Annotated in this window: 22 protein-coding genes; 11 read left to right on the top strand and 11 right to left on the bottom strand. The window is 41.4% G+C overall.

Annotated features, from left to right (window positions below):
- The first annotated feature begins 34 nt into the window (after positions 1-34).
- Positions 35-880: an AraC family transcriptional regulator gene (locus ACLGGR_RS06420; RefSeq protein ID WP_059377217.1), complete on the top strand. Its 846-nt coding sequence runs from the start codon at positions 35-37 to the stop codon at positions 878-880.
- A 34-nt stretch (positions 881-914) separates the two neighbouring features.
- On the opposite strand, the gene ACLGGR_RS06415 is transcribed toward ACLGGR_RS06420, so the two are convergent.
- Entirely contained in the window at positions 915-1,172 is a 258-nt protein-coding gene (locus ACLGGR_RS06415; RefSeq protein ID WP_024423842.1) for a hypothetical protein, read from the bottom strand.
- A 26-nt stretch (positions 1,173-1,198) separates the two neighbouring features.
- Complete coding sequence (locus tag ACLGGR_RS06410; protein ID WP_012011676.1) at positions 1,199-1,582, bottom strand: GtrA family protein; 384 nt, start codon at positions 1,580-1,582, stop codon at positions 1,199-1,201.
- Positions 1,583-2,038: 456 nt separating this feature from the next.
- Between ACLGGR_RS06410 and ACLGGR_RS06405 the strand changes: the two genes are divergently transcribed.
- The 5 genes from ACLGGR_RS06405 to ACLGGR_RS06385 all read left to right on the top strand — a co-directional run bounded on the left by ACLGGR_RS06405 (position 2,039) and on the right by ACLGGR_RS06385 (position 5,792).
- On the top strand, positions 2,039-2,179 hold the full coding sequence (locus ACLGGR_RS06405) for an anti-repressor SinI family protein (protein ID WP_095409863.1): 141 nt from the start codon (positions 2,039-2,041) through the stop codon (positions 2,177-2,179).
- A 302-nt stretch (positions 2,180-2,481) separates the two neighbouring features.
- Positions 2,482-3,171, top strand: a complete 690-nt coding sequence (locus ACLGGR_RS06400) for a class I SAM-dependent methyltransferase (RefSeq protein ID WP_142946198.1) — start codon at positions 2,482-2,484, stop codon at positions 3,169-3,171.
- On the top strand, positions 3,164-3,832 hold the full coding sequence (locus ACLGGR_RS06395; RefSeq protein ID WP_251216135.1) for a glycosyltransferase family protein: 669 nt from the start codon (positions 3,164-3,166) through the stop codon (positions 3,830-3,832). The genes ACLGGR_RS06400 and ACLGGR_RS06395 overlap by 8 nt, the downstream gene beginning before the upstream one ends.
- Positions 3,833-3,939: 107 nt before the next feature.
- Positions 3,940-4,254: a DUF485 domain-containing protein gene (locus ACLGGR_RS06390; RefSeq protein WP_122631592.1), complete on the top strand. Its 315-nt coding sequence runs from the start codon at positions 3,940-3,942 to the stop codon at positions 4,252-4,254.
- Positions 4,251-5,792, top strand: a complete 1,542-nt coding sequence (locus tag ACLGGR_RS06385) for a solute symporter family protein (RefSeq protein ID WP_410972722.1) — start codon at positions 4,251-4,253, stop codon at positions 5,790-5,792. Before ACLGGR_RS06390 ends, ACLGGR_RS06385 begins: the two co-directional genes overlap by 4 nt.
- A gap of 27 nt (positions 5,793-5,819) precedes the next feature.
- On the opposite strand, the gene ACLGGR_RS06380 is transcribed toward ACLGGR_RS06385, so the two are convergent.
- The 4 genes from ACLGGR_RS06380 to cidR all read right to left on the bottom strand — a co-directional run bounded on the left by ACLGGR_RS06380 (position 5,820) and on the right by cidR (position 8,713).
- Complete coding sequence (locus tag ACLGGR_RS06380; protein ID WP_410972721.1) at positions 5,820-6,194, bottom strand: nuclear transport factor 2 family protein; 375 nt, start codon at positions 6,192-6,194, stop codon at positions 5,820-5,822.
- 133 nt (positions 6,195-6,327) lie between these two features.
- Positions 6,328-6,996, bottom strand: a complete 669-nt coding sequence (gene thiE, locus ACLGGR_RS06375; RefSeq protein WP_410972720.1) for a thiamine phosphate synthase — start codon at positions 6,994-6,996, stop codon at positions 6,328-6,330.
- Positions 6,993-7,808 (bottom strand): hydroxyethylthiazole kinase, encoded by an 816-nt coding sequence (gene thiM / locus ACLGGR_RS06370; RefSeq protein WP_410972719.1) that lies wholly within the window; start codon positions 7,806-7,808, stop codon positions 6,993-6,995. Before thiM ends, thiE begins: the two co-directional genes overlap by 4 nt.
- Positions 7,809-7,825: 17 nt before the next feature.
- Positions 7,826-8,713, bottom strand: a complete 888-nt coding sequence (gene cidR, locus ACLGGR_RS06365) for a cidABC operon transcriptional activator CidR (RefSeq protein ID WP_142946191.1) — start codon at positions 8,711-8,713, stop codon at positions 7,826-7,828.
- Between the two features lie 165 nt (positions 8,714-8,878).
- Here cidR and ACLGGR_RS06360 point away from each other — a divergent pair, with 165 nt between their 5' ends.
- Both ACLGGR_RS06360 and ACLGGR_RS06355 read left to right on the top strand, forming a co-directional pair.
- On the top strand, positions 8,879-9,262 hold the full coding sequence (locus ACLGGR_RS06360; RefSeq protein ID WP_024423851.1) for a CidA/LrgA family holin-like protein: 384 nt from the start codon (positions 8,879-8,881) through the stop codon (positions 9,260-9,262).
- On the top strand, positions 9,256-9,936 hold the full coding sequence (locus ACLGGR_RS06355) for a CidB/LrgB family autolysis modulator (RefSeq protein ID WP_024423852.1): 681 nt from the start codon (positions 9,256-9,258) through the stop codon (positions 9,934-9,936). Before ACLGGR_RS06360 ends, ACLGGR_RS06355 begins: the two co-directional genes overlap by 7 nt.
- Before the next feature lie 35 nt (positions 9,937-9,971).
- Here the strand turns inward: ACLGGR_RS06355 and ACLGGR_RS06350 are convergent, their stop codons facing one another.
- Positions 9,972-11,153 (bottom strand): class I SAM-dependent rRNA methyltransferase, encoded by a 1,182-nt coding sequence (locus ACLGGR_RS06350; RefSeq protein ID WP_142946190.1) that lies wholly within the window; start codon positions 11,151-11,153, stop codon positions 9,972-9,974.
- Positions 11,154-11,271: 118 nt separating this feature from the next.
- On the opposite strand from ACLGGR_RS06350, the gene glxA reads away from it, so the two are divergent.
- Complete coding sequence (glxA, locus tag ACLGGR_RS06345) at positions 11,272-11,655, top strand: glyoxalase GlxA (RefSeq protein ID WP_142946189.1); 384 nt, start codon at positions 11,272-11,274, stop codon at positions 11,653-11,655.
- Positions 11,656-11,740: 85 nt separating this feature from the next.
- Here glxA and ACLGGR_RS06340 read toward each other — a convergent pair whose 3' ends face one another.
- The 3 genes from ACLGGR_RS06340 to ACLGGR_RS06330 all read right to left on the bottom strand — a co-directional run bounded on the left by ACLGGR_RS06340 (position 11,741) and on the right by ACLGGR_RS06330 (position 13,945).
- Positions 11,741-12,469 (bottom strand): amino acid ABC transporter ATP-binding protein, encoded by a 729-nt coding sequence (locus ACLGGR_RS06340; protein ID WP_103131778.1) that lies wholly within the window; start codon positions 12,467-12,469, stop codon positions 11,741-11,743.
- The gene (locus ACLGGR_RS06335; protein ID WP_024423856.1) at positions 12,466-13,110 is read right to left on the bottom strand and encodes an amino acid ABC transporter permease; all 645 of its coding nucleotides are present in this window, start codon (positions 13,108-13,110) and stop codon (positions 12,466-12,468) included. The genes ACLGGR_RS06340 and ACLGGR_RS06335 overlap by 4 nt, the downstream gene beginning before the upstream one ends.
- 70 nt (positions 13,111-13,180) lie before the next feature.
- The gene (locus ACLGGR_RS06330; protein ID WP_251216141.1) at positions 13,181-13,945 is read right to left on the bottom strand and encodes a transporter substrate-binding domain-containing protein; all 765 of its coding nucleotides are present in this window, start codon (positions 13,943-13,945) and stop codon (positions 13,181-13,183) included.
- 523 nt (positions 13,946-14,468) lie between these two features.
- On the opposite strand from ACLGGR_RS06330, the gene ACLGGR_RS06325 reads away from it, so the two are divergent.
- Complete coding sequence (locus ACLGGR_RS06325; protein WP_410972718.1) at positions 14,469-15,554, top strand: Rap family tetratricopeptide repeat protein; 1,086 nt, start codon at positions 14,469-14,471, stop codon at positions 15,552-15,554.
- Between the two features lie 19 nt (positions 15,555-15,573).
- Positions 15,574-15,714 carry a hypothetical protein gene (locus tag ACLGGR_RS06320; protein WP_185907651.1) on the top strand — a complete coding sequence of 47 codons (141 nt, stop codon included), beginning with the start codon at positions 15,574-15,576 and terminating at the stop codon, positions 15,712-15,714.
- A gap of 44 nt (positions 15,715-15,758) precedes the next feature.
- Here ACLGGR_RS06320 and ywaC read toward each other — a convergent pair whose 3' ends face one another.
- Positions 15,759-16,391: a GTP pyrophosphokinase YwaC gene (gene ywaC, locus ACLGGR_RS06315; protein WP_025093809.1), complete on the bottom strand. Its 633-nt coding sequence runs from the start codon at positions 16,389-16,391 to the stop codon at positions 15,759-15,761.
- Between the last annotated feature and the right edge of the window lie 42 nt (positions 16,392-16,433).

Genomic DNA, 16,433 nt, shown 5'->3' with positions numbered 1-16,433 from the left:
AGGTTGTTTTTTGCTGTGAAGGAGGTTTTCCAATTTGAAGAAAGAAGCATTTGCATTTCGTTTTCACCATTCTGATGTTACATTGCCGGCACAAATATGGTCTGTTGGCTGGGAGGTTCAATCATCTTCGTTATACAGCTGGAATGGCGTGGAGCGGAAGGATCAGGGCAAGTGCATCTTTCAGCTCACACTATCTGGACACGGCATGATTGAAATCGGACAGAAGCGGTTCAAAGTCTTGCCGGGGCAGGCCTTTCTTGTGAAAAGTCCAAGTGCCTATCAATATTATTTTCCAGAGGACAGTGAGCATTGGGAATTTCTCTATTTGACGCTTTATGGGGATGCCTGCGATCTTTGCTTTGACCAATTTATTGATCAAGGAAAGCAGGTCATGCGTTTTCATCCTAATTCCAAACCGATCCGCCTGCTGAAGAAAATTTATGATGAAGCCAGTGAAAGACGGATTACCAATCCATTTGAGGGGTCTAGCCTTGCTTATCAATTTGTCATGGAACTGTATTCATATTTGCCAAAGCTTGAGGGACAAATGGAGAAATGGCCTGAGCCCATCGTCCAAGCGGCCTTGTTTGCCAGCCATCATTTTCACGAGGAAATTGGCCCAGACGATATGGCAGCTGCGGCACGTTTATCCAAAAGTCATTTTACGAGGGAATTCAAAAAGGCCACTGGCTTCACACCTATTCATTACTTAACCAATATCCGGTTAGAGAAGGCGGAAACATTATTAAAAACAACGAAATACTCAATTGAAGAAATCGCCATACAGTGCGGCTACCGAAATGCGAATTACTTGAATAAAGTCTTTCGAAAGAAAATCGGCATGTCTCCAAAGCAACTGCGGGAAACAAGCGATGCATAATAAAAAGCAGCCGCTTCATCATTGGCTGCTTCTTTTACGCTTTTGACAGGTCAACATGAATTCTCCCTTGTCTTAAAACAATGGTCATTTGCGTGTCAGGGGTCATTAAGTTTTCTAAAATGTCCGTTGCCGTTTGAAGCGCAATGTCCATTCGGTTGATCTTTTCCTTTTCTTGTTCCGAAAACGCTTCTGGATGTGCGGTCATTTCTTTGACTAGCCTCAGCACTTGTTCATGCTGCTTTTCTGTTTGTTGATATATGGCATCATATAAGTCGTCTGGCCTGCTGCTCATTAAACATCACCTATCTTTTTTATGTGTTAAATCGCATCTTCTTTTGTTTTCTTAAAGACGAACCACTTACTGGCGACATAATTGACCACCACAATCACAAAGTTGACGAGAATTTTTGCGACGGTTTCATTGAGCGCCATTTGGCTCACAAATAAAATCATCAGCCCCAGATCTACACCTAGAGACATGAGACGGACACTAAAAAATGAAGAAAGCTCACGCATGAGGCTTTTTGTGTCACGAGCCTTTTGCTTGAAGACATACTTCTTATTGGTGATATAAGCAAAGAGAACAGCAAATACCCATGAAACAACCGTAGCTGTTTTGTAATCCATGGAAAACATCTCAACGAATAAATAGAAGCTGACGATATTGACAATGGTTGTACACACACCCATCACAAGATACATGACAACTTCTTGATACTTTTGAAAAAGGCTATACATGTCTTTCTTCATTCCTTCTTGGTGGTTTCTGTTTCTTTTAGAATACCATCTTGAGAAGAACTTCCCAAACGAACAATATGTACGTCCTGCAAAGATGAAATTTGTTCTACTCGATGGCAAATGTCAACACAATTGGTTTATATGAGTCAAATGTTTTAGGTCTTTATCATTATTTTAATTTATAATCTTTCAACTGACTTTACAATTGTTTATTATTAGAAGTAAGATTTCAATATTTATGGGTTTTTTAGTCATTTTTTTAGGGACGTGGTAGGTGATAGATTTTACAAAATAGGTTAAATGTCATCATTTTTCGACAAAAAATTATTTTGTGCTGTTTTCAACCACACGTACAGTTACTAGACGGTTTGTTCAAGTCATTGGTTGCAGTGAATATGTCTTATTGAACTGGAGGATATTATGGATACGCAAGTGAAAAGAAGAGTTGACGAAGAGTGGGTTTATTTGATTGAGGAAGCGAAAAAAATTGGACTAGGCATCGAAGAAATACAAGCTTTTTTAACATCCAACGGTGATCAGAAGATGATAAACAAACCGTAAATCAACGCCGTTATCCTTTGTCTTTCAGACTGCTTTGGCTAAAAGTTCTGACCTGTCAATTGACCTTTTGAAAATCCTTTCATGACGATACGCTACAATAGTTGAACACCTCTCCATACCAATCCCTTCCACTCAATGGGGTTCTGTCTTTCTATATTAGGAGGACAGTCCGTTTCCTGTTCTTTATATGATCCCTTTTTAGCCGCTATTCATGAAAATTGTCCTTCTCTCGTTATAAAACCAAGCTGCCCACCCATATATTAAACATGAAAACAACGAGAAAGCAGAAAGGTGGGTAGAGCGTGAGTTCAGGTTCCCTTTCGTATTATCACCAAAAAAAGGATCAGTATTATCATGGGGTAAACCCGGTCATCGTCAGTCGTATTCGCGCGGAATGGACGTCTTTATTAGATATCGGATGCGGCACAGGCAAGCTTGGAAAAGTCCTGAAACAAAAGGGCCGGTCCATTTATGGCATTGAGTCATTTGAGGATGCAGCAAAAGAGGCTGAGCAAGAGCTTGATCATGTTCTCTGCGGAAATATTGAACAGATAGCTCTCCCTTATGAACATGAACAATTTGACTGCATGATTTTCGGAGACGTCCTCGAGCATTTATTGGACCCTTGGGCCGTTTTAAAAAAGGTGAAACCCTTTCTTAAAAAAGAAGGGGCCATCCTGTCATCTATTCCAAATATCGGCCACATTTCAACGGTTTTAGAATTACTAGCCGGCAGATTTACTTATACAGATGCAGGGTTAATGGATCAAACACATTTGCGTTTCTTCACCCTTCACGAAATACATGCACTTTTTCATTCAGCGGGTTTTCGCATTCGTGAATTCGAGGCCATTCGCGTACAGCATCCTTCCTATGCAAGCGTGTTGAATGATCTACATGAATTACTCATGAAACACGGCATTCGTTCTGATTTTCACGAGGCAGCTACAGCCTATCAATATGTGGTCGAGGCGGTTCCATTCAATGAGTAATCCCACCATCCTGTTTGTTTTATGTGTGAATGATGAATCGATGTTTCAGGCTTGCTTCCGGCAGCTCGCTTCACTTCCGGCCCCTCATGGATACCATGTGGAGGTCTTACCAATCAGACAGGCATCAAGTATGACCTCTGCATACAATGAAGCCATCACTCATCCAGCTCAGTTTAAAATTTATCTTCATCAGGATACCTTGATTGTCAAACAGCATATGCTGCTTGAGCTCATCCCGCTTTTTTTACAAAATCCATCACTTGGCATGGTTGGAGTGATTGGAGCAGAAAGCGTGCCTGACAATGGAATTTGGTGGGAGAGTTCTGATTGCAGGGGAAAAGTCATTGAATATCGTCACGATACCTACCAGCTGCTTTCGTTTGAAAGAGGCCGTCAGCAGCCCGAAGCGCAAGATTATATTAAAGCTGCGGCCATTGATGGTCTTTTTATGGCGACGCAGTATGATGTGAAGTGGCGTGAGGAACTCTTTGATGGCTTTCATTTTTATGATGTTTCGCAGTCCTTTGAATTCACTCAGAAGGGCTATGAGGTTGGGATTGTGAGGCAAGAAGAGCCTTGGTGTATTCATAAATGCGGAGATCATTTTGACGCAGAAGCATATGAAAAAGCGAGAGAACAATTTCTTGCAAATTATCGATAGAAAGCACCCTTTTCGGGTGCCTTTTTTATGATATACTGTCATAAACAGCCAGATCGTCTCATATGCATTGGAGTACCTTGTCCCTAATTCGTACAAAGGAGGAAACAATGGCAGACAAAAAAGTTCATTATAAGAAGGTTGCCGCTTCAGAGGATTTTCGAAAACTTCTTGAGGAAAAACGCAGATTTATCGTACCGATGACGATTTTCTTTTTTCTCTTTTACTTTTCACTTCCGGTTGCTACATCCTACTTCACCTTTTTGAACACGCCGGCAATTGGCGCGATCTCATGGGCTTGGTTATTCGCCCTCACACAATTTGTTATGACTTGGGTTTTATGTGGACTTTATGCGAAAAAAGCAGCTAAGTTCGACAATTATGTAAGCGCTTTAAAAGCTGAATCAAGAGGTGATGACGAATGAGCATGACCGCTTTTATTTTGTTCGTAGCGATCGTAGGACTCACATTGGTCATCACATATTTTGCTGCGAAAAAAACAAGCAATGCGAGTGATTTTTACACAGCAGGCGGAGGTCTGACTGGGTTTCAAAACGGCCTTGCCATTGCTGGTGACTATATGTCCGCTGCATCATTTTTAGGGATTGCTGGAATGATTGCGTTAAATGGATTTGACGGCTTTTTCTATAGCATTGGTTTTCTAGTAGCGTATCTTGTCGTTCTTTACGTTGTGGCTGAACCGCTTCGAAATCTAGGAAAATATACGATGGCCGATATGATCGCTGCACGATTTAAGCGTCCTGCCATTCGAGGGGTTGCCGCCTTTAACACCATTACAGTTTCCACTTTTTATATGATTGCACAGCTTGTTGGAGCAGGTGCATTAATCAAGCTGCTTCTTGGCATTGATTACTGGATTGCGGTACTGATCGTGGGTGTCCTGATGACCATTTATGTCGTGTTTGGCGGCATGATTGCGACCAGCTGGGTACAGATCACAAAGGCTGTGCTTCTCATGCTTGGGACGTTAATTATTTCTCTGCTTGTATTTGCAAAGTTTGATTTTAGTCTGCTGAAGATGTTTGAACAGATGAAAACAGCGACCCCGCTCGGTGAGGCATTTCTTCACCCGGGAAATAAATATGATGTGCCTTTAGAGACACTGTCTTTGAACCTTGCTTTAGTGCTTGGGACAGCAGGTTTGCCGCACATTTTGATCCGGTTTTATACGGTCAAAGATGCTATTTCTGCGCGTAAATCTGTTCTATCCGCTACGTGGATCATCGGGATCTTTTATTTAATGACGGTCTTCCTTGGCTTCGGCGCTGCTGCCTTTGTTGGAACAGAAGCGATCACAGCAGCAGATGCAGCAGGAAATATGGCCGCTCCACTGCTCGCCCAAGCTCTTGGAGGAGATTTGTTATTTGCCTTTGTTTCCGCTATTGCCTTTGCGACTATTTTGGCGGTGGTAACTGGTCTCGTCCTATCCGCCGCGTCTGCCTTTGCGCATGATTTTTATAGTCAGATTATCCGCAAAGGAAAAGCGAGTGAGCGGGAGCAGGTGAAGGCGGCACGCTTTGCTTCCATCGGCGTGGCGATCCTCTCTATCGTTCTTGCATTATTTGCCCAGTCCTTAAACGTCGCTTTTCTTGTGTCTCTTGCATTCGCAGTGGCGGCAAGTGCTAATTTACCTTTGATTATCTTCACTGTTTTTTGGAAACGATTTAACTCTACGGGTGCCATTGCAGGAAGCTTAACAGGTCTTCTGAGCGCACTGATCATCGTCTCGCTCAGCCCAAGCGTCTGGGACCCATCAGGAGCAGCTATCTTCACGGGAGAGCCGCTCATCCCGCTGTCGAACCCTGGGATTATCTCGATTCCACTCGGATTCCTTGCCGCATATTTAGGCACGATATTCTCGTCTGAAAAAGCAGATGAAGACACCTTTACGGAAATTCAAGTAAAGGCACATACAGGCATGCATATGGATACTGATTCATAAGGAAAAGCCGGCTGCTCAGCCGGCTTTTTAATAGCGCTGGAATAACTCTGGGTTTTTCGGAACGTTTTCTAAATAAACGATCTTCCCTTGGTCGTCCAGCTCTGCGATATCAATTCCTTCTGCTGTATAGACACGGCCATCCGAAAGCTTTCCGCAAACGGCCCAGTTTGTTTCATACTTTCCGTCTTCTCTTTTAATCCACCCATCCCACATGTGCTTAATGTCTTCATGTACGTGAAAAAATGTGTTCAAAAATTGTGTGAATGCTTGGATACCAGGCTTTTGGGCGCCATTTAAGACAATCATGACATTGTCAGAAAACAATGCCAGCAATTCATCCATTTGCTTCTGGCTTTTTCCCGCTTCATCGTATCGACGAAAATACGTATCGAGCACTTCCATGTTCATTCTCCTTTAATTACCTGTCATTTCGAAAATAATCGAACTATATGATTGTACACAATTGTTTCTCTCCTGTCTATTTTCCCCGGCATAAGAAAAGACATGAATTGATTCAATCCATGTCTCCTTCAGGTTAAAGGGATGCTTTTTCTGCTTCAACAAGTGATCTCAGCTCTTCTGCTGCTTTTTTTGGATCGGTGCTCTGGCTAATGGCGCTAATGATGCTCACACCATCTGCCCCAGCTTGTATCACTGGTGCAGCGTTGTCGCATGTGATCCCTCCGATACCAACAATCGGAATTTGAAGGCCATGACGGCGGACTTCAGTGATCAAAGACACCCCTTGGACACTTCGTGTATCCTTTTTCGTTTCCGTTGGATAGACTGGGCCCATCCCGACATAATCTGCTCCGTCCTTCATGGCTTTTTTCACTTCATCTAGGTTATGCGTCGACACGCCTAATATTTTATTCCCGATCCTTTGCCTGACATCTTTTGCGTTTATGTCTTCCTGTCCAACATGAACACCATCTGCTTCAAGATCAATCGCTAGCTGTACATCATCATTCACAATAAAAGGAACATTTGCTTCTTGGCAAAGCACTTGGATTTGACGAGCCAATTGTTTCTTCTCTTCACCTTGCAAGGCTTTTTCACCCTTTTCACGAAATTGAAACATGGTGATTCCACCTTGAATGGCCTCTTTCACAACATCAAGCGGCTGCCTGCTTGTATTCGCTGTTCCCATAATAAAATAAACCGATAATTGCTGTTTGATTTGCTGTTGATCAGCCTTTGTCATGTGAAGCTCCCTCCTATTTTCCCTAGTGCCAGCACATCATCGCCGGTTGTGTGTGATAGTGCGTTTAACAATTCCATTTGAAAGGTTCCCGGTCCTTTATCCTTTGTTTGCAGAGCTGCCCTTTCAGCGGCGACACCATAAAACAGTAATGCGGCTGTCGACGCATGAAGCGGCTGTTCACCCGCTGCACAAAATGCTCCGATGACAGACGTCAGCAAACAGCCGGTTCCCGTCACCTTCGTGAGCCATTCATGTCCATTATGAATGGACAGCACCTCATCTCCATCTGACACCACATCGACTTTTCCTGTGATCACCACTATTGTCTGAAGTGCAATGGACGCTTGTTTGGCTAATGCCGATACATCTCCATTGGCGGCTTTCGCATCAACGCCTTTTGACTCCCAGCCATCCACTCCAAGTAAATGAGCCACTTCAGCAGCATTTCCTCTGACAACGGTGATTTTCACTTTCTCTAACAGCTGTTTAGCGGCATTCGTTCGAAACGTTGTCGCACCGACGCCGACAGGATCTAACAAAACAGGTACACCTTTTTCATTGGCGGCTTGTCCAGCGAGAATCATGGCTTCCACCGTTTCCTTAGTCAATGTGCCAATATTCAGCACTAGTGCATCCGCTAATTGCGCCATATCAGCCACTTCTTCTTTGGCGTTTGCCATGACCGGAGAAGCACCTAAAGCAAGCAGTCCATTCGCTGTAAAATTCGTCACGACTTGATTGGTGATATTATGAACGAGTGGATTTTTCTCTCGAACCTTCTCCAATAAATGAGACGCGCAGCTTGTTTTCATCCGTATCGTCCTCCCTTTTACTCTGCATCCCACACGTAGGATTTCGTATGCTTCAACCATTCCCTTGCCGCAAACGACAAATAGCGGTCCTTTCGCCAAATGACACCTAAATGCCACGGGATCGATGGGTTTAGGGAAATGACCTCTACCTTTTCAGGATCAAGATCACGGCAGATTCGTTCTGGCAGAAGTCCAATCCCTAAGTTTTCAGCTACCATTTCACTAATGAAATCCCACTGAGACGTTTCATAAATGACATTTGGCCGGAATCCCGCATTCATACATTCATTCAAAATCCGGCTGTGCAGAACAAAATCTTCTCTAAAGAAAATAAAAGACTCTTCCCTTAAATCAGCTAAATGTACTTCCTCACGACCAGCCATCGGATGAGATGGATGCGTCACGAGCTTCATGTTCTCTTTAATAATGGTGTACGTATGAAAAATTTTATCATTTGCAGGCAGAACAATGACACCAATATCTAACGACCCATCCTCGACTCCTTCTTCTACTTTAATGGAGCCGTGCTCAACTAATTGAAATGTGACATCTGGATATTGCTGGCGGAATTCCCCCATGACATTCGGGAAGAAACTTGACCCAATCATTGGCGGCAGTCCGATTCGGATATGCCCTTTTTTCACATTCATTAAATCATTTAATTCGCTCGTTAAATTCTGAAATGACTGTGTGATTTCACTTGCCTGTGTATACATGGTTTGGCCAGCATCTGTCATTTCAACTTGACGGCCATTTCGGTAAAACAACTGCACCCCCAGCTCATCCTCCAGGTTTTTGACCATTTTGGAAATGGTCGGCTGCGATACGTAAAGGGACTGCGATGCTTTCGTGAAGCTCTTTAACCTTGCCACTTCTAAAAAATATGTTAAATGTCTGATGTCCACATGCTTCATCCTTCCTATAGACAAAAGGAATAATTACTATTCGATATATGTATTTTACCTATAACTGAACGTGCTGTACACTTTAAAGTAAGCTCATCACTTGGAACGTTGTCATGTTTTTGTGAAACACTGAACAATTTATATAGAAAAAGGAGTGAACAGAAAGTGAAATTGCTCAAAACGCCGCTGATTGCTGCCCTTCAGATTATGGCCTTGTTTATTTTTGCGAAATTCATGAATGTGCTGGCGGCCTTTTTGCATTTAAGAATTCCAGGCACGATCTTAGGCATTCTTGTCATTTTCTTATTACTTCATTTTAAGATCATTCAATTAAAATGGATAGAACTTGGTGCCGTATGGCTGCTCGGAGAACTGCTGCTTTTCTTTATTCCATCAGCAGTTGGTGTCATTGATTATGGAAAACTGCTTTCTCAATCTGGCACAAGTATTGTCCTCGTCGTCTTAATTAGTACGTTTGTGGTCATGCTCTCAACTGGTATCATGACGCAAATGATTGCGAAACGAAAGGAGCGGAAAAAGCTATGTTAGTTGGCGGACTATTTCTGATTTTAACAGTTCTTTTATATCTCGGATCTAAAGCGGTATACAAACGGCATCCGAAGGTTTATGTGTCACCATTACTTGTCACTCCGCTTGTACTTGTCGTCTTGCTGTTAATCGTCAACATTCCTTACGATGCTTACAATCAAGGCGGGAAATGGCTCACGAATATGCTGCAGCCTGCGACTGTTGCTTTTGCCATTCCTTTATATAAGTATTTTCATATCCTGAAGAAGCATGCAGTAGAAATTATATTGAATGTGGCTTGCGGCTCTGTCATTGCGATCTTATCAACGGCTTTTATCGCCAAGTTGTTTCATCTAGACACAGGTCTTATTGAGAGCCTTGTCCCAAGATCAGTCACAACACCTGTAGCGATGAGTGTGTCAGAGATGATCGGCGGTATGCCGTCCGTTACGGCTGTGTTTGTCATTTTAACCGCACTGTTTGGATCGATTATAGGTCCAATGGTGATCCGTTATTTCCGCATCGATAATGACATTGCCATGGGTGTCCTGCTCGGAACAGGTGCACACGGGGCAGGAACATCGAAGGCCTTTGAAATGAGCTCCGTCTCAGGAACGATCTCAAGTGTATCGATGATTATTTCAGCCATTATTACATTATGTGCAGCGCCTATCCTCATGTCGTTTGCCTTATAAAAAAAGCCATTTCCAATAAGGGAAATGGCTTTTTCTTATGCTTGTATGAAGACAACTTTTAAATAGTTCCCTTCAGGATAATTCTTCGTTGTACGGAAATCCTCAGGAAGGGTATATTCTTCAAGTATCCGATAGGTTTGCCCTGCTTCTTTAAAAGCCTGCGCAATAAACCCTTTAAATTTCTTCATGCCAAATGCACTGCTATTCGTTGATGCCACAATGACGCCGTTCTCAGCTGTGATTTGGATGGCTTCTTTTAATAGCTTCTTATAATCTTTTGCTGCACTGAATGTGTGCTTTTTCGTTCGCGCAAAGGAAGGCGGGTCTAAGATGACGAGATCATAGGTCCAGCCCTTTTTCGCTGCAAACGGAAAATATTTAAAGACATCCATGACTTTGATATCCTGCCCGTCCACATCAATATCATTGACTTCAAACTGCTCTGATGTTTTTTTCAAGCTGCGGTTTGCAACATCCACACTTGTCGTATGGCTCGCTCCGCCAAGCGCAGCTGCCACTGAGAAAGCGCCTGTGTAAGAAAACGTATTGAGCACAGTCTTTCCTTTTGCATATCGATCTCGAATCGCTTTTCTCACATGACGCTGATCAAGGAAAATACCCGTCATCGCGCCATCATTTAAGTAAACCGCCACGTTCATCCCGTTTTCTTTCACGATGAGAGGAAATTCACCTTTCTCTCCCTTCACAAAATCATCATCTTCTATATACTGTCCAGATGTATCAAATCGTTTCTTTTCATAAATGCCTTTATAGTCTGGATATACTTGCTCAAGTGCAGCCAATACTTCTGCCTTTAATGTATAGACTCCTTCACTATACCATTGGATGAGGTAGAATCCGTCATAATGATCAATCGTGACGCCGCCAATTCCATCACCCTCTCCGTTGAATACACGGAAAGCAGTCGTTTGTGCATCACGAAATAAATGCGTTCTGCTTTTCGCCGCCTGCTCAAGCCTAGAGACAAAGAAAGCTTGATCTATTTTTTCGTTCGCATCAAAGGTTAGTACCCAGCCGATTCCTTTATTTTGTACACCGTAATACCCTTTTCCTAAAAAAGTGCCTCGCTCGTCCACCCATTCAATGAGCTCGCCTTCACGTACACCGTTCACATGCGATACTGCATCTTTGGAAATGAGCGGATATCCTTTTTTCACTTGTTCCGCGAATGTTTGTTTTAATGAGATTTTTTTCATTTGTGTCATCCTTATCCTAAATTGACTCTCTCTATCCTACCATATGAATGTATACGTTACTTCTATTATGATAAGATGAGGAGAAAAATATCAACATGACATAGAGGAGGCACTTCGTTTGACGACATTACGCTTAGATCATACAGGTATTATGGTTTCGAATATTGATCAGTCCATTGATTTTTATGAAAAAGTGGTGGGCATGAAATTAAAGGACCGCATCACTCATACAAATGGAGTGATTGAGCTTGCATTTCTCGGTTTTAAAGATGAAAACGAAACGGAAATTGAGCTCATCCAAGGCTACAGCAGTGACCTGCCATCTGAAGGAAAGGTCCATCATCTCGCTTTCACAACAGACAATATTCATGCTGAATTCAATCGTATTCAAAAGCTGCAAATTGAATTAATTGATGAAGAAATTACGACATTACCAAATGGATATTGCTACTTCTTTTTCAGAGGACCAGACCAGGAATGGATCGAATTTTTCCAGCGCTAATATTTCCTAGGAAATGGGACCGCTAATTCTCCCCCATTTATTCATAAAGAAAAGAGTAAGAGCATATACATGCCCTTACTCTTTTTTATAACACCTTACTAAGAAATGATTTTGTACGCTCATGCTGCGGGTTCCCAAAGAGAGCTTCCGGTTTGTCTTCCTCGACAATATATCCGCCATCCATAAAGATGACACGGTCTCCTACCTCTCTTGCAAAGCCCATTTCATGTGTGACCACAATCATTGTCATACCTTCGACAGCTAATTGTTTCATTACAGCTAATACATCCCCCACGACCTCAGGATCAAGAGCTGATGTCGGCTCATCGAATAATAGCACTTTCGGGTCCATTGCCAACGCTCTTGCAATAGCGACACGCTGTTTTTGTCCACCAGATAATTGGTTAGGATAGCTTTTAGCTTTGTCTTTTAAGCCGACTTTTTCAAGCAAGTCTAACGCTTTTTCGACCGCTGCCTTCTTCTCAATGCCTTTTACCTTTATCGGTGCAATTGTGATGTTTTCTAAAACGGTTTTATGAGGGAATAAATTAAAATGCTGAAACACCATGCCTACTTCTTGTCGTACTTTATTGATATTCACCTTTGGATCTGTAATTGTATGTCCGTGGACAACGACCTCTCCAGCCGTGATATCTTCTAATTTATTGAGGCATCTTAGAAACGTGCTTTTCCCAGATCCAGAAGGACCAATGACACACACTACTTCCTTTTCCTCGATGACTGCATTAATATCCTTTAACACTTCGTGATCGCCAAAGGATTTCTTTAAGTTTTTCACCGTAATCATACTCATTTGATATCAAATCTCCTTTCTGCGTAGCTAGCCAGTAGAGAAAGTAAATAAATGATCACGAAATAAATGACACCGACAATGAGCCAGACATTCAAAGGATCAAATGTAGCCGATGCTTGAACTTGTCCTCGCTGCATAATATCCGCAATTCCGATAATAGATAAGAGAGATGTATCCTTCAAGCTGATGATGGCCTGGTTTGTAATCGCTGGGAGCATGCGGCGGAATGCCTGTGGAAGGACGATAAAGCGCATGTTTTGCCCCCCTGTAAATCCTAAAGAGCGCGCAGCTTCTGTTTGTCCTTTATCAATAGACTGAATCCCTGCACGAATAATTTCAGAGAAATAAGCCCCTGCATTAATTGCTACTGTAATAATCCCTGCGGGCACTCGATCAAGCGAAATGAATTCAAGTGTATTCAAACCAAAATAAATGAAGAATAGCTGTACGATAAATGGTGTGCCTCGAATGGCATTCACAAAGACGAGTGCGATGAAATTTAAGATTTTAAATGGCGACAGACGGAATAACGCCACAATTAAACCGATGATAAACCCTAAAATAATGGCAACAACAAAGATATATAAAGTGGTTTGCAAACCATCCATTAAATACGGAAATGCATTAATAATTGTATCCATGTTTCTCCCTCCCTAATTCACATACGGCTGACACATAAAGAAAGCGCGCTCGGAGCGCGCCTCGCTTGTGTTATGACTTCAAATATTTATCAATAATTTTGTCATATTCACCGTTTTTCTTTAGGTTCTCCAGACCTTTATTGATCTTCTTCAATAGGTCTTGGTTTTTCCCCTTCATAACAGAGATACCATACTGGTCTCCATTCAAGCGGTCTCCAACTGTTTTCAATTTTAAATCTTGTTGTGCGATCGCATACGTAATGACAGGATAATCCTCAATTAAGGCATCTGCATTTCCGTTTGATACTTCTTGGAACATAGATGGGCTGTCATTAAATTGAACGACTTCATACCCATATTTATCTGCGTTATCAGATGCGAATTTTGCACCAGTCGTCCCGTTTTTAACAGCTAGCTTTTTCCCCTTTAAATCATTAATAGATTTGATGCTGCTGTCCTTTTTCACAACAACTGTCAGCCCAGCGTCGAAGTATGGATCTGAGAAATCCACTTTCTTTTTACGCTCATCTGTAATACTCATACCACCCATTCCAACATCAAGCTGACCTGCTTGCATCGCTGGAATAATCCCTGAGAAATCCATTGCTTCAAGCTTCACTTTGAAGTCTTGGTCTTTCGCAATGGCGTTAATTAAATCGACGTCTATTCCCACAGTTTTACCGCCCTTTTCAAATTCAAATGGCGGATATGTTACATCTATCCCGATTTTATATGTGCCTTTGCCTTCTCCCGAACCACTGTCCGATTTTGATCCACAGGCTGCCATGACAAGCACAACAATTAGTCCCATGATCAATAACATCGATTTCTTCATAAAACACGACCCCCATTGTCAGTTTTGTCTAAATATTCGCAATAACAATAATACTATACCACGCTAAAGCTATAGTGTGTGATGTTTTTTATCAATACCAAAGATCCATACAATTCTAGATCGATAGTCTCTTTAAATTTTACTTTTTTGCGAATAACTCATTTTATTCTAAAAGAAGAGGGATTCACAATTATGATGTGAGGTAATCTCACAAAAAACGAGGCAGCGCCTTGATAAATGATGTTTCTTCCTTGCATACGAAAGCAATCTCAATAACTGGCTTCCTCTCTTTATTGATATTGTAATATATTTTTCCCAAAACCCTCTTTTTACCTAAAAATATGTAAGCGTATACAAAGGAAGAGCCAACTCCCTATTTCTTTCACTACTGGTTGAATTTACATCAAAAAACATGTTTTACAAACTGCAAGAGAGAGCTTAAAATAAATATAAGAAGATACTGGAATATGGAAAGTTGATTCAGAAGAACGGATATTGATAGATGAAGAAAGGAGGATATGAATTGGCAGAAGCAAGTGTTTTGTCGTCCGTTGATGTAGCGAATATGCTCAATGATTGGTATGTCATGATGAAAAAAAGAGAAATACAAGGTGCCATCCAGTTAAAAGAAGACATTCTTCAAGCGTTTGATCGAATGGAAGAAAATCAAGACGTCTTACTTTACTATCAACTGCTAGAGTACCGTTTTAAAGATCTAATAGAAGATACAGCTTCGTTAGATCATAGTCTTTTTGTTGATGAAAATGCCATCCGTACGGATGATATGCTCAGCTATTATTTCTATTTCTTTAAAGGGATGTATGAAATGCGCAGAGGCAATCAGGATACCGCATTTCACCATTTAAAATTGGCCGAGGATAAATTAGATCTCGTACATGATGACATTGAAAAAGCCGAATTTCATTATAAAACAGGATGTCTTTACTATAATATTAGGTCCACGCTTCTCTCCATCCATCACTTAAAGATGGCTTCATCTATTTACGACGCAGATCCATGTTATGTGAAAAAATCAATCAGCTGTCAAATGATGCTTGCTTTGAATTATGCGGATCAGTCGAAATATGGTGAGGCAGAGGCGTTGTTTGAAGAAGTGATTCATTCATTAGAACAGATGGAAGATCCAGATTTACTTGGCCACGCCTATTGCAATGCCGCCTTTATTAAGAGTCTAAGAAATGAATACAGTGAAGCTGTGCCGCTCCTAGAAAAGGCTTTAATGATAGAGACATTCGAAACTTCTTCTCCAGGCGGCTATTTACTCGCCATGTATGCCTACACAAAAGCACTATTTAAGCTGAAAAAGCCTGGTTTGTTCCACTATTATGTACAGCTTTCACTTCAAAAAGCAGAAAATTTAAAACAACGAAACATTTCACTTAAATTATCCATTTTAGAAACACTTATGATTCAGCCAGACAACATGATTGAGCAAATCAAGGCTTATTGCGATCAATTAGAATCGATGAATTTCCTTGTCGATCTTGAAGCTATTTGTCAGGATGCAGCTGCTTACTTATTGGATCTTGGGCTTCATGAAGAATCCTCTTATTTTGGAAACAAGGCGTTGTCCTTAAAAACTTGTTAAGAATATGGAGTGATGTATGATGAAGAAATGGCTCATCACAAGTGCGATTTTCACGCTCTTGATAACAGGTGTTTCTGTTGGTACTTCCATTCAAAAAGATAGTCAATCTGCACAATCTCAAGATATCATTCAAAAGAGGGACCGTGGAACAAACCCTTAATATGAAAAAAGCAGCTGTGATCAAAACAGCTGCTTTTTTATGTGCTAATCAATTTCTCGTTTAATATTCTGCATTTTTTCATCTAAGTAATGGGCAATATCTGCAGCTTCCTTCAGTTCATCGGTCAGCTGATGAGGAACATCGTTTTGCAGTTTATAATAGATTTTATGCTCTAGACTCGCCCAAAAATCCATCGCAATGGTCCGCACCTGAATCTCAACCTTCACATGCTCCACACGATTTGTTAAGTAGACAGGTATCTCAACAATTAAATGAAGGCTTCTGTAGCCATTTGGTTTCGGATGTTGAATGTAGTCCTTCACTTCAAGGATCTTTAAATCCTCTCTTTGCCTCAATACATCCATAATGTTATAGATATCTTGAATAAAAGAACAGATGATGCGAACACCTGCGATATCATGGATATGCTCCTTGGCACATTGTGTCGTGATATCGCATCCTTTTCTTGCTAATTTATTCACTATGCTTTCAAAGGATTTGATTCGTGATTTTGTATGCTCTATTGGGTTGTGTCCATGGATTAAATTATATTCCTGGCTGATAATCGAAAACTTTGTGTCCATTTCATCTAACGCAAATTTATATACTAATAGTTCATTTTTCCAGTCTTCCATGACATTTTTCAAATCTTCTACATGAGTTGCTGACATATTCATTTTCTTTTTGTCATCTCCTTTTGGGAAACGGCAGCTGCACCG

Source organism: Bacillus sp. BD48 (assembly GCF_046566805.1).
Lineage (GTDB): Bacteria > Bacillota > Bacilli > Bacillales > Bacillaceae > Bacillus > Bacillus safensis.
This window is presented reverse-complemented; position numbering and strand designations above follow the sequence as displayed.

Coding starts and splice junctions, on each gene's coding strand:
- ACLGGR_RS06395 (WP_251216135.1), top strand. CDS start 3,164: ATGAGTAATCCCACCATCCTGTTTGTTTTATGTGTGAATGATGAATCG.
- ACLGGR_RS06415 (WP_024423842.1), bottom strand. CDS start 1,172: ATGAGCAGCAGGCCAGACGACTTATATGATGCCATATATCAACAAACA.
- ACLGGR_RS06405 (WP_095409863.1), top strand. CDS start 2,039: ATGGATACGCAAGTGAAAAGAAGAGTTGACGAAGAGTGGGTTTATTTG.
- ACLGGR_RS06330 (WP_251216141.1), bottom strand. CDS start 13,945: ATGAAGAAATCGATGTTATTGATCATGGGACTAATTGTTGTGCTTGTC.
- thiM (WP_410972719.1), bottom strand. CDS start 7,808: ATGAAAACAAGCTGCGCGTCTCATTTATTGGAGAAGGTTCGAGAGAAA.
- ACLGGR_RS06355 (WP_024423852.1), top strand. CDS start 9,256: ATGTTAGTTGGCGGACTATTTCTGATTTTAACAGTTCTTTTATATCTC.
- ACLGGR_RS06385 (WP_410972722.1), top strand. CDS start 4,251: ATGAGCATGACCGCTTTTATTTTGTTCGTAGCGATCGTAGGACTCACA.
- ACLGGR_RS06340 (WP_103131778.1), bottom strand. CDS start 12,469: ATGAGTATGATTACGGTGAAAAACTTAAAGAAATCCTTTGGCGATCAC.
- ACLGGR_RS06320 (WP_185907651.1), top strand. CDS start 15,574: ATGAAGAAATGGCTCATCACAAGTGCGATTTTCACGCTCTTGATAACA.
- ACLGGR_RS06335 (WP_024423856.1), bottom strand. CDS start 13,110: ATGGATACAATTATTAATGCATTTCCGTATTTAATGGATGGTTTGCAA.
- ACLGGR_RS06410 (WP_012011676.1), bottom strand. CDS start 1,582: ATGTATCTTGTGATGGGTGTGTGTACAACCATTGTCAATATCGTCAGC.
- ACLGGR_RS06350 (WP_142946190.1), bottom strand. CDS start 11,153: ATGAAAAAAATCTCATTAAAACAAACATTCGCGGAACAAGTGAAAAAA.
- ACLGGR_RS06390 (WP_122631592.1), top strand. CDS start 3,940: ATGGCAGACAAAAAAGTTCATTATAAGAAGGTTGCCGCTTCAGAGGAT.
- thiE (WP_410972720.1), bottom strand. CDS start 6,996: ATGACAAAGGCTGATCAACAGCAAATCAAACAGCAATTATCGGTTTAT.
- ACLGGR_RS06380 (WP_410972721.1), bottom strand. CDS start 6,194: ATGGAAGTGCTCGATACGTATTTTCGTCGATACGATGAAGCGGGAAAA.
- ywaC (WP_025093809.1), bottom strand. CDS start 16,391: ATGAATATGTCAGCAACTCATGTAGAAGATTTGAAAAATGTCATGGAA.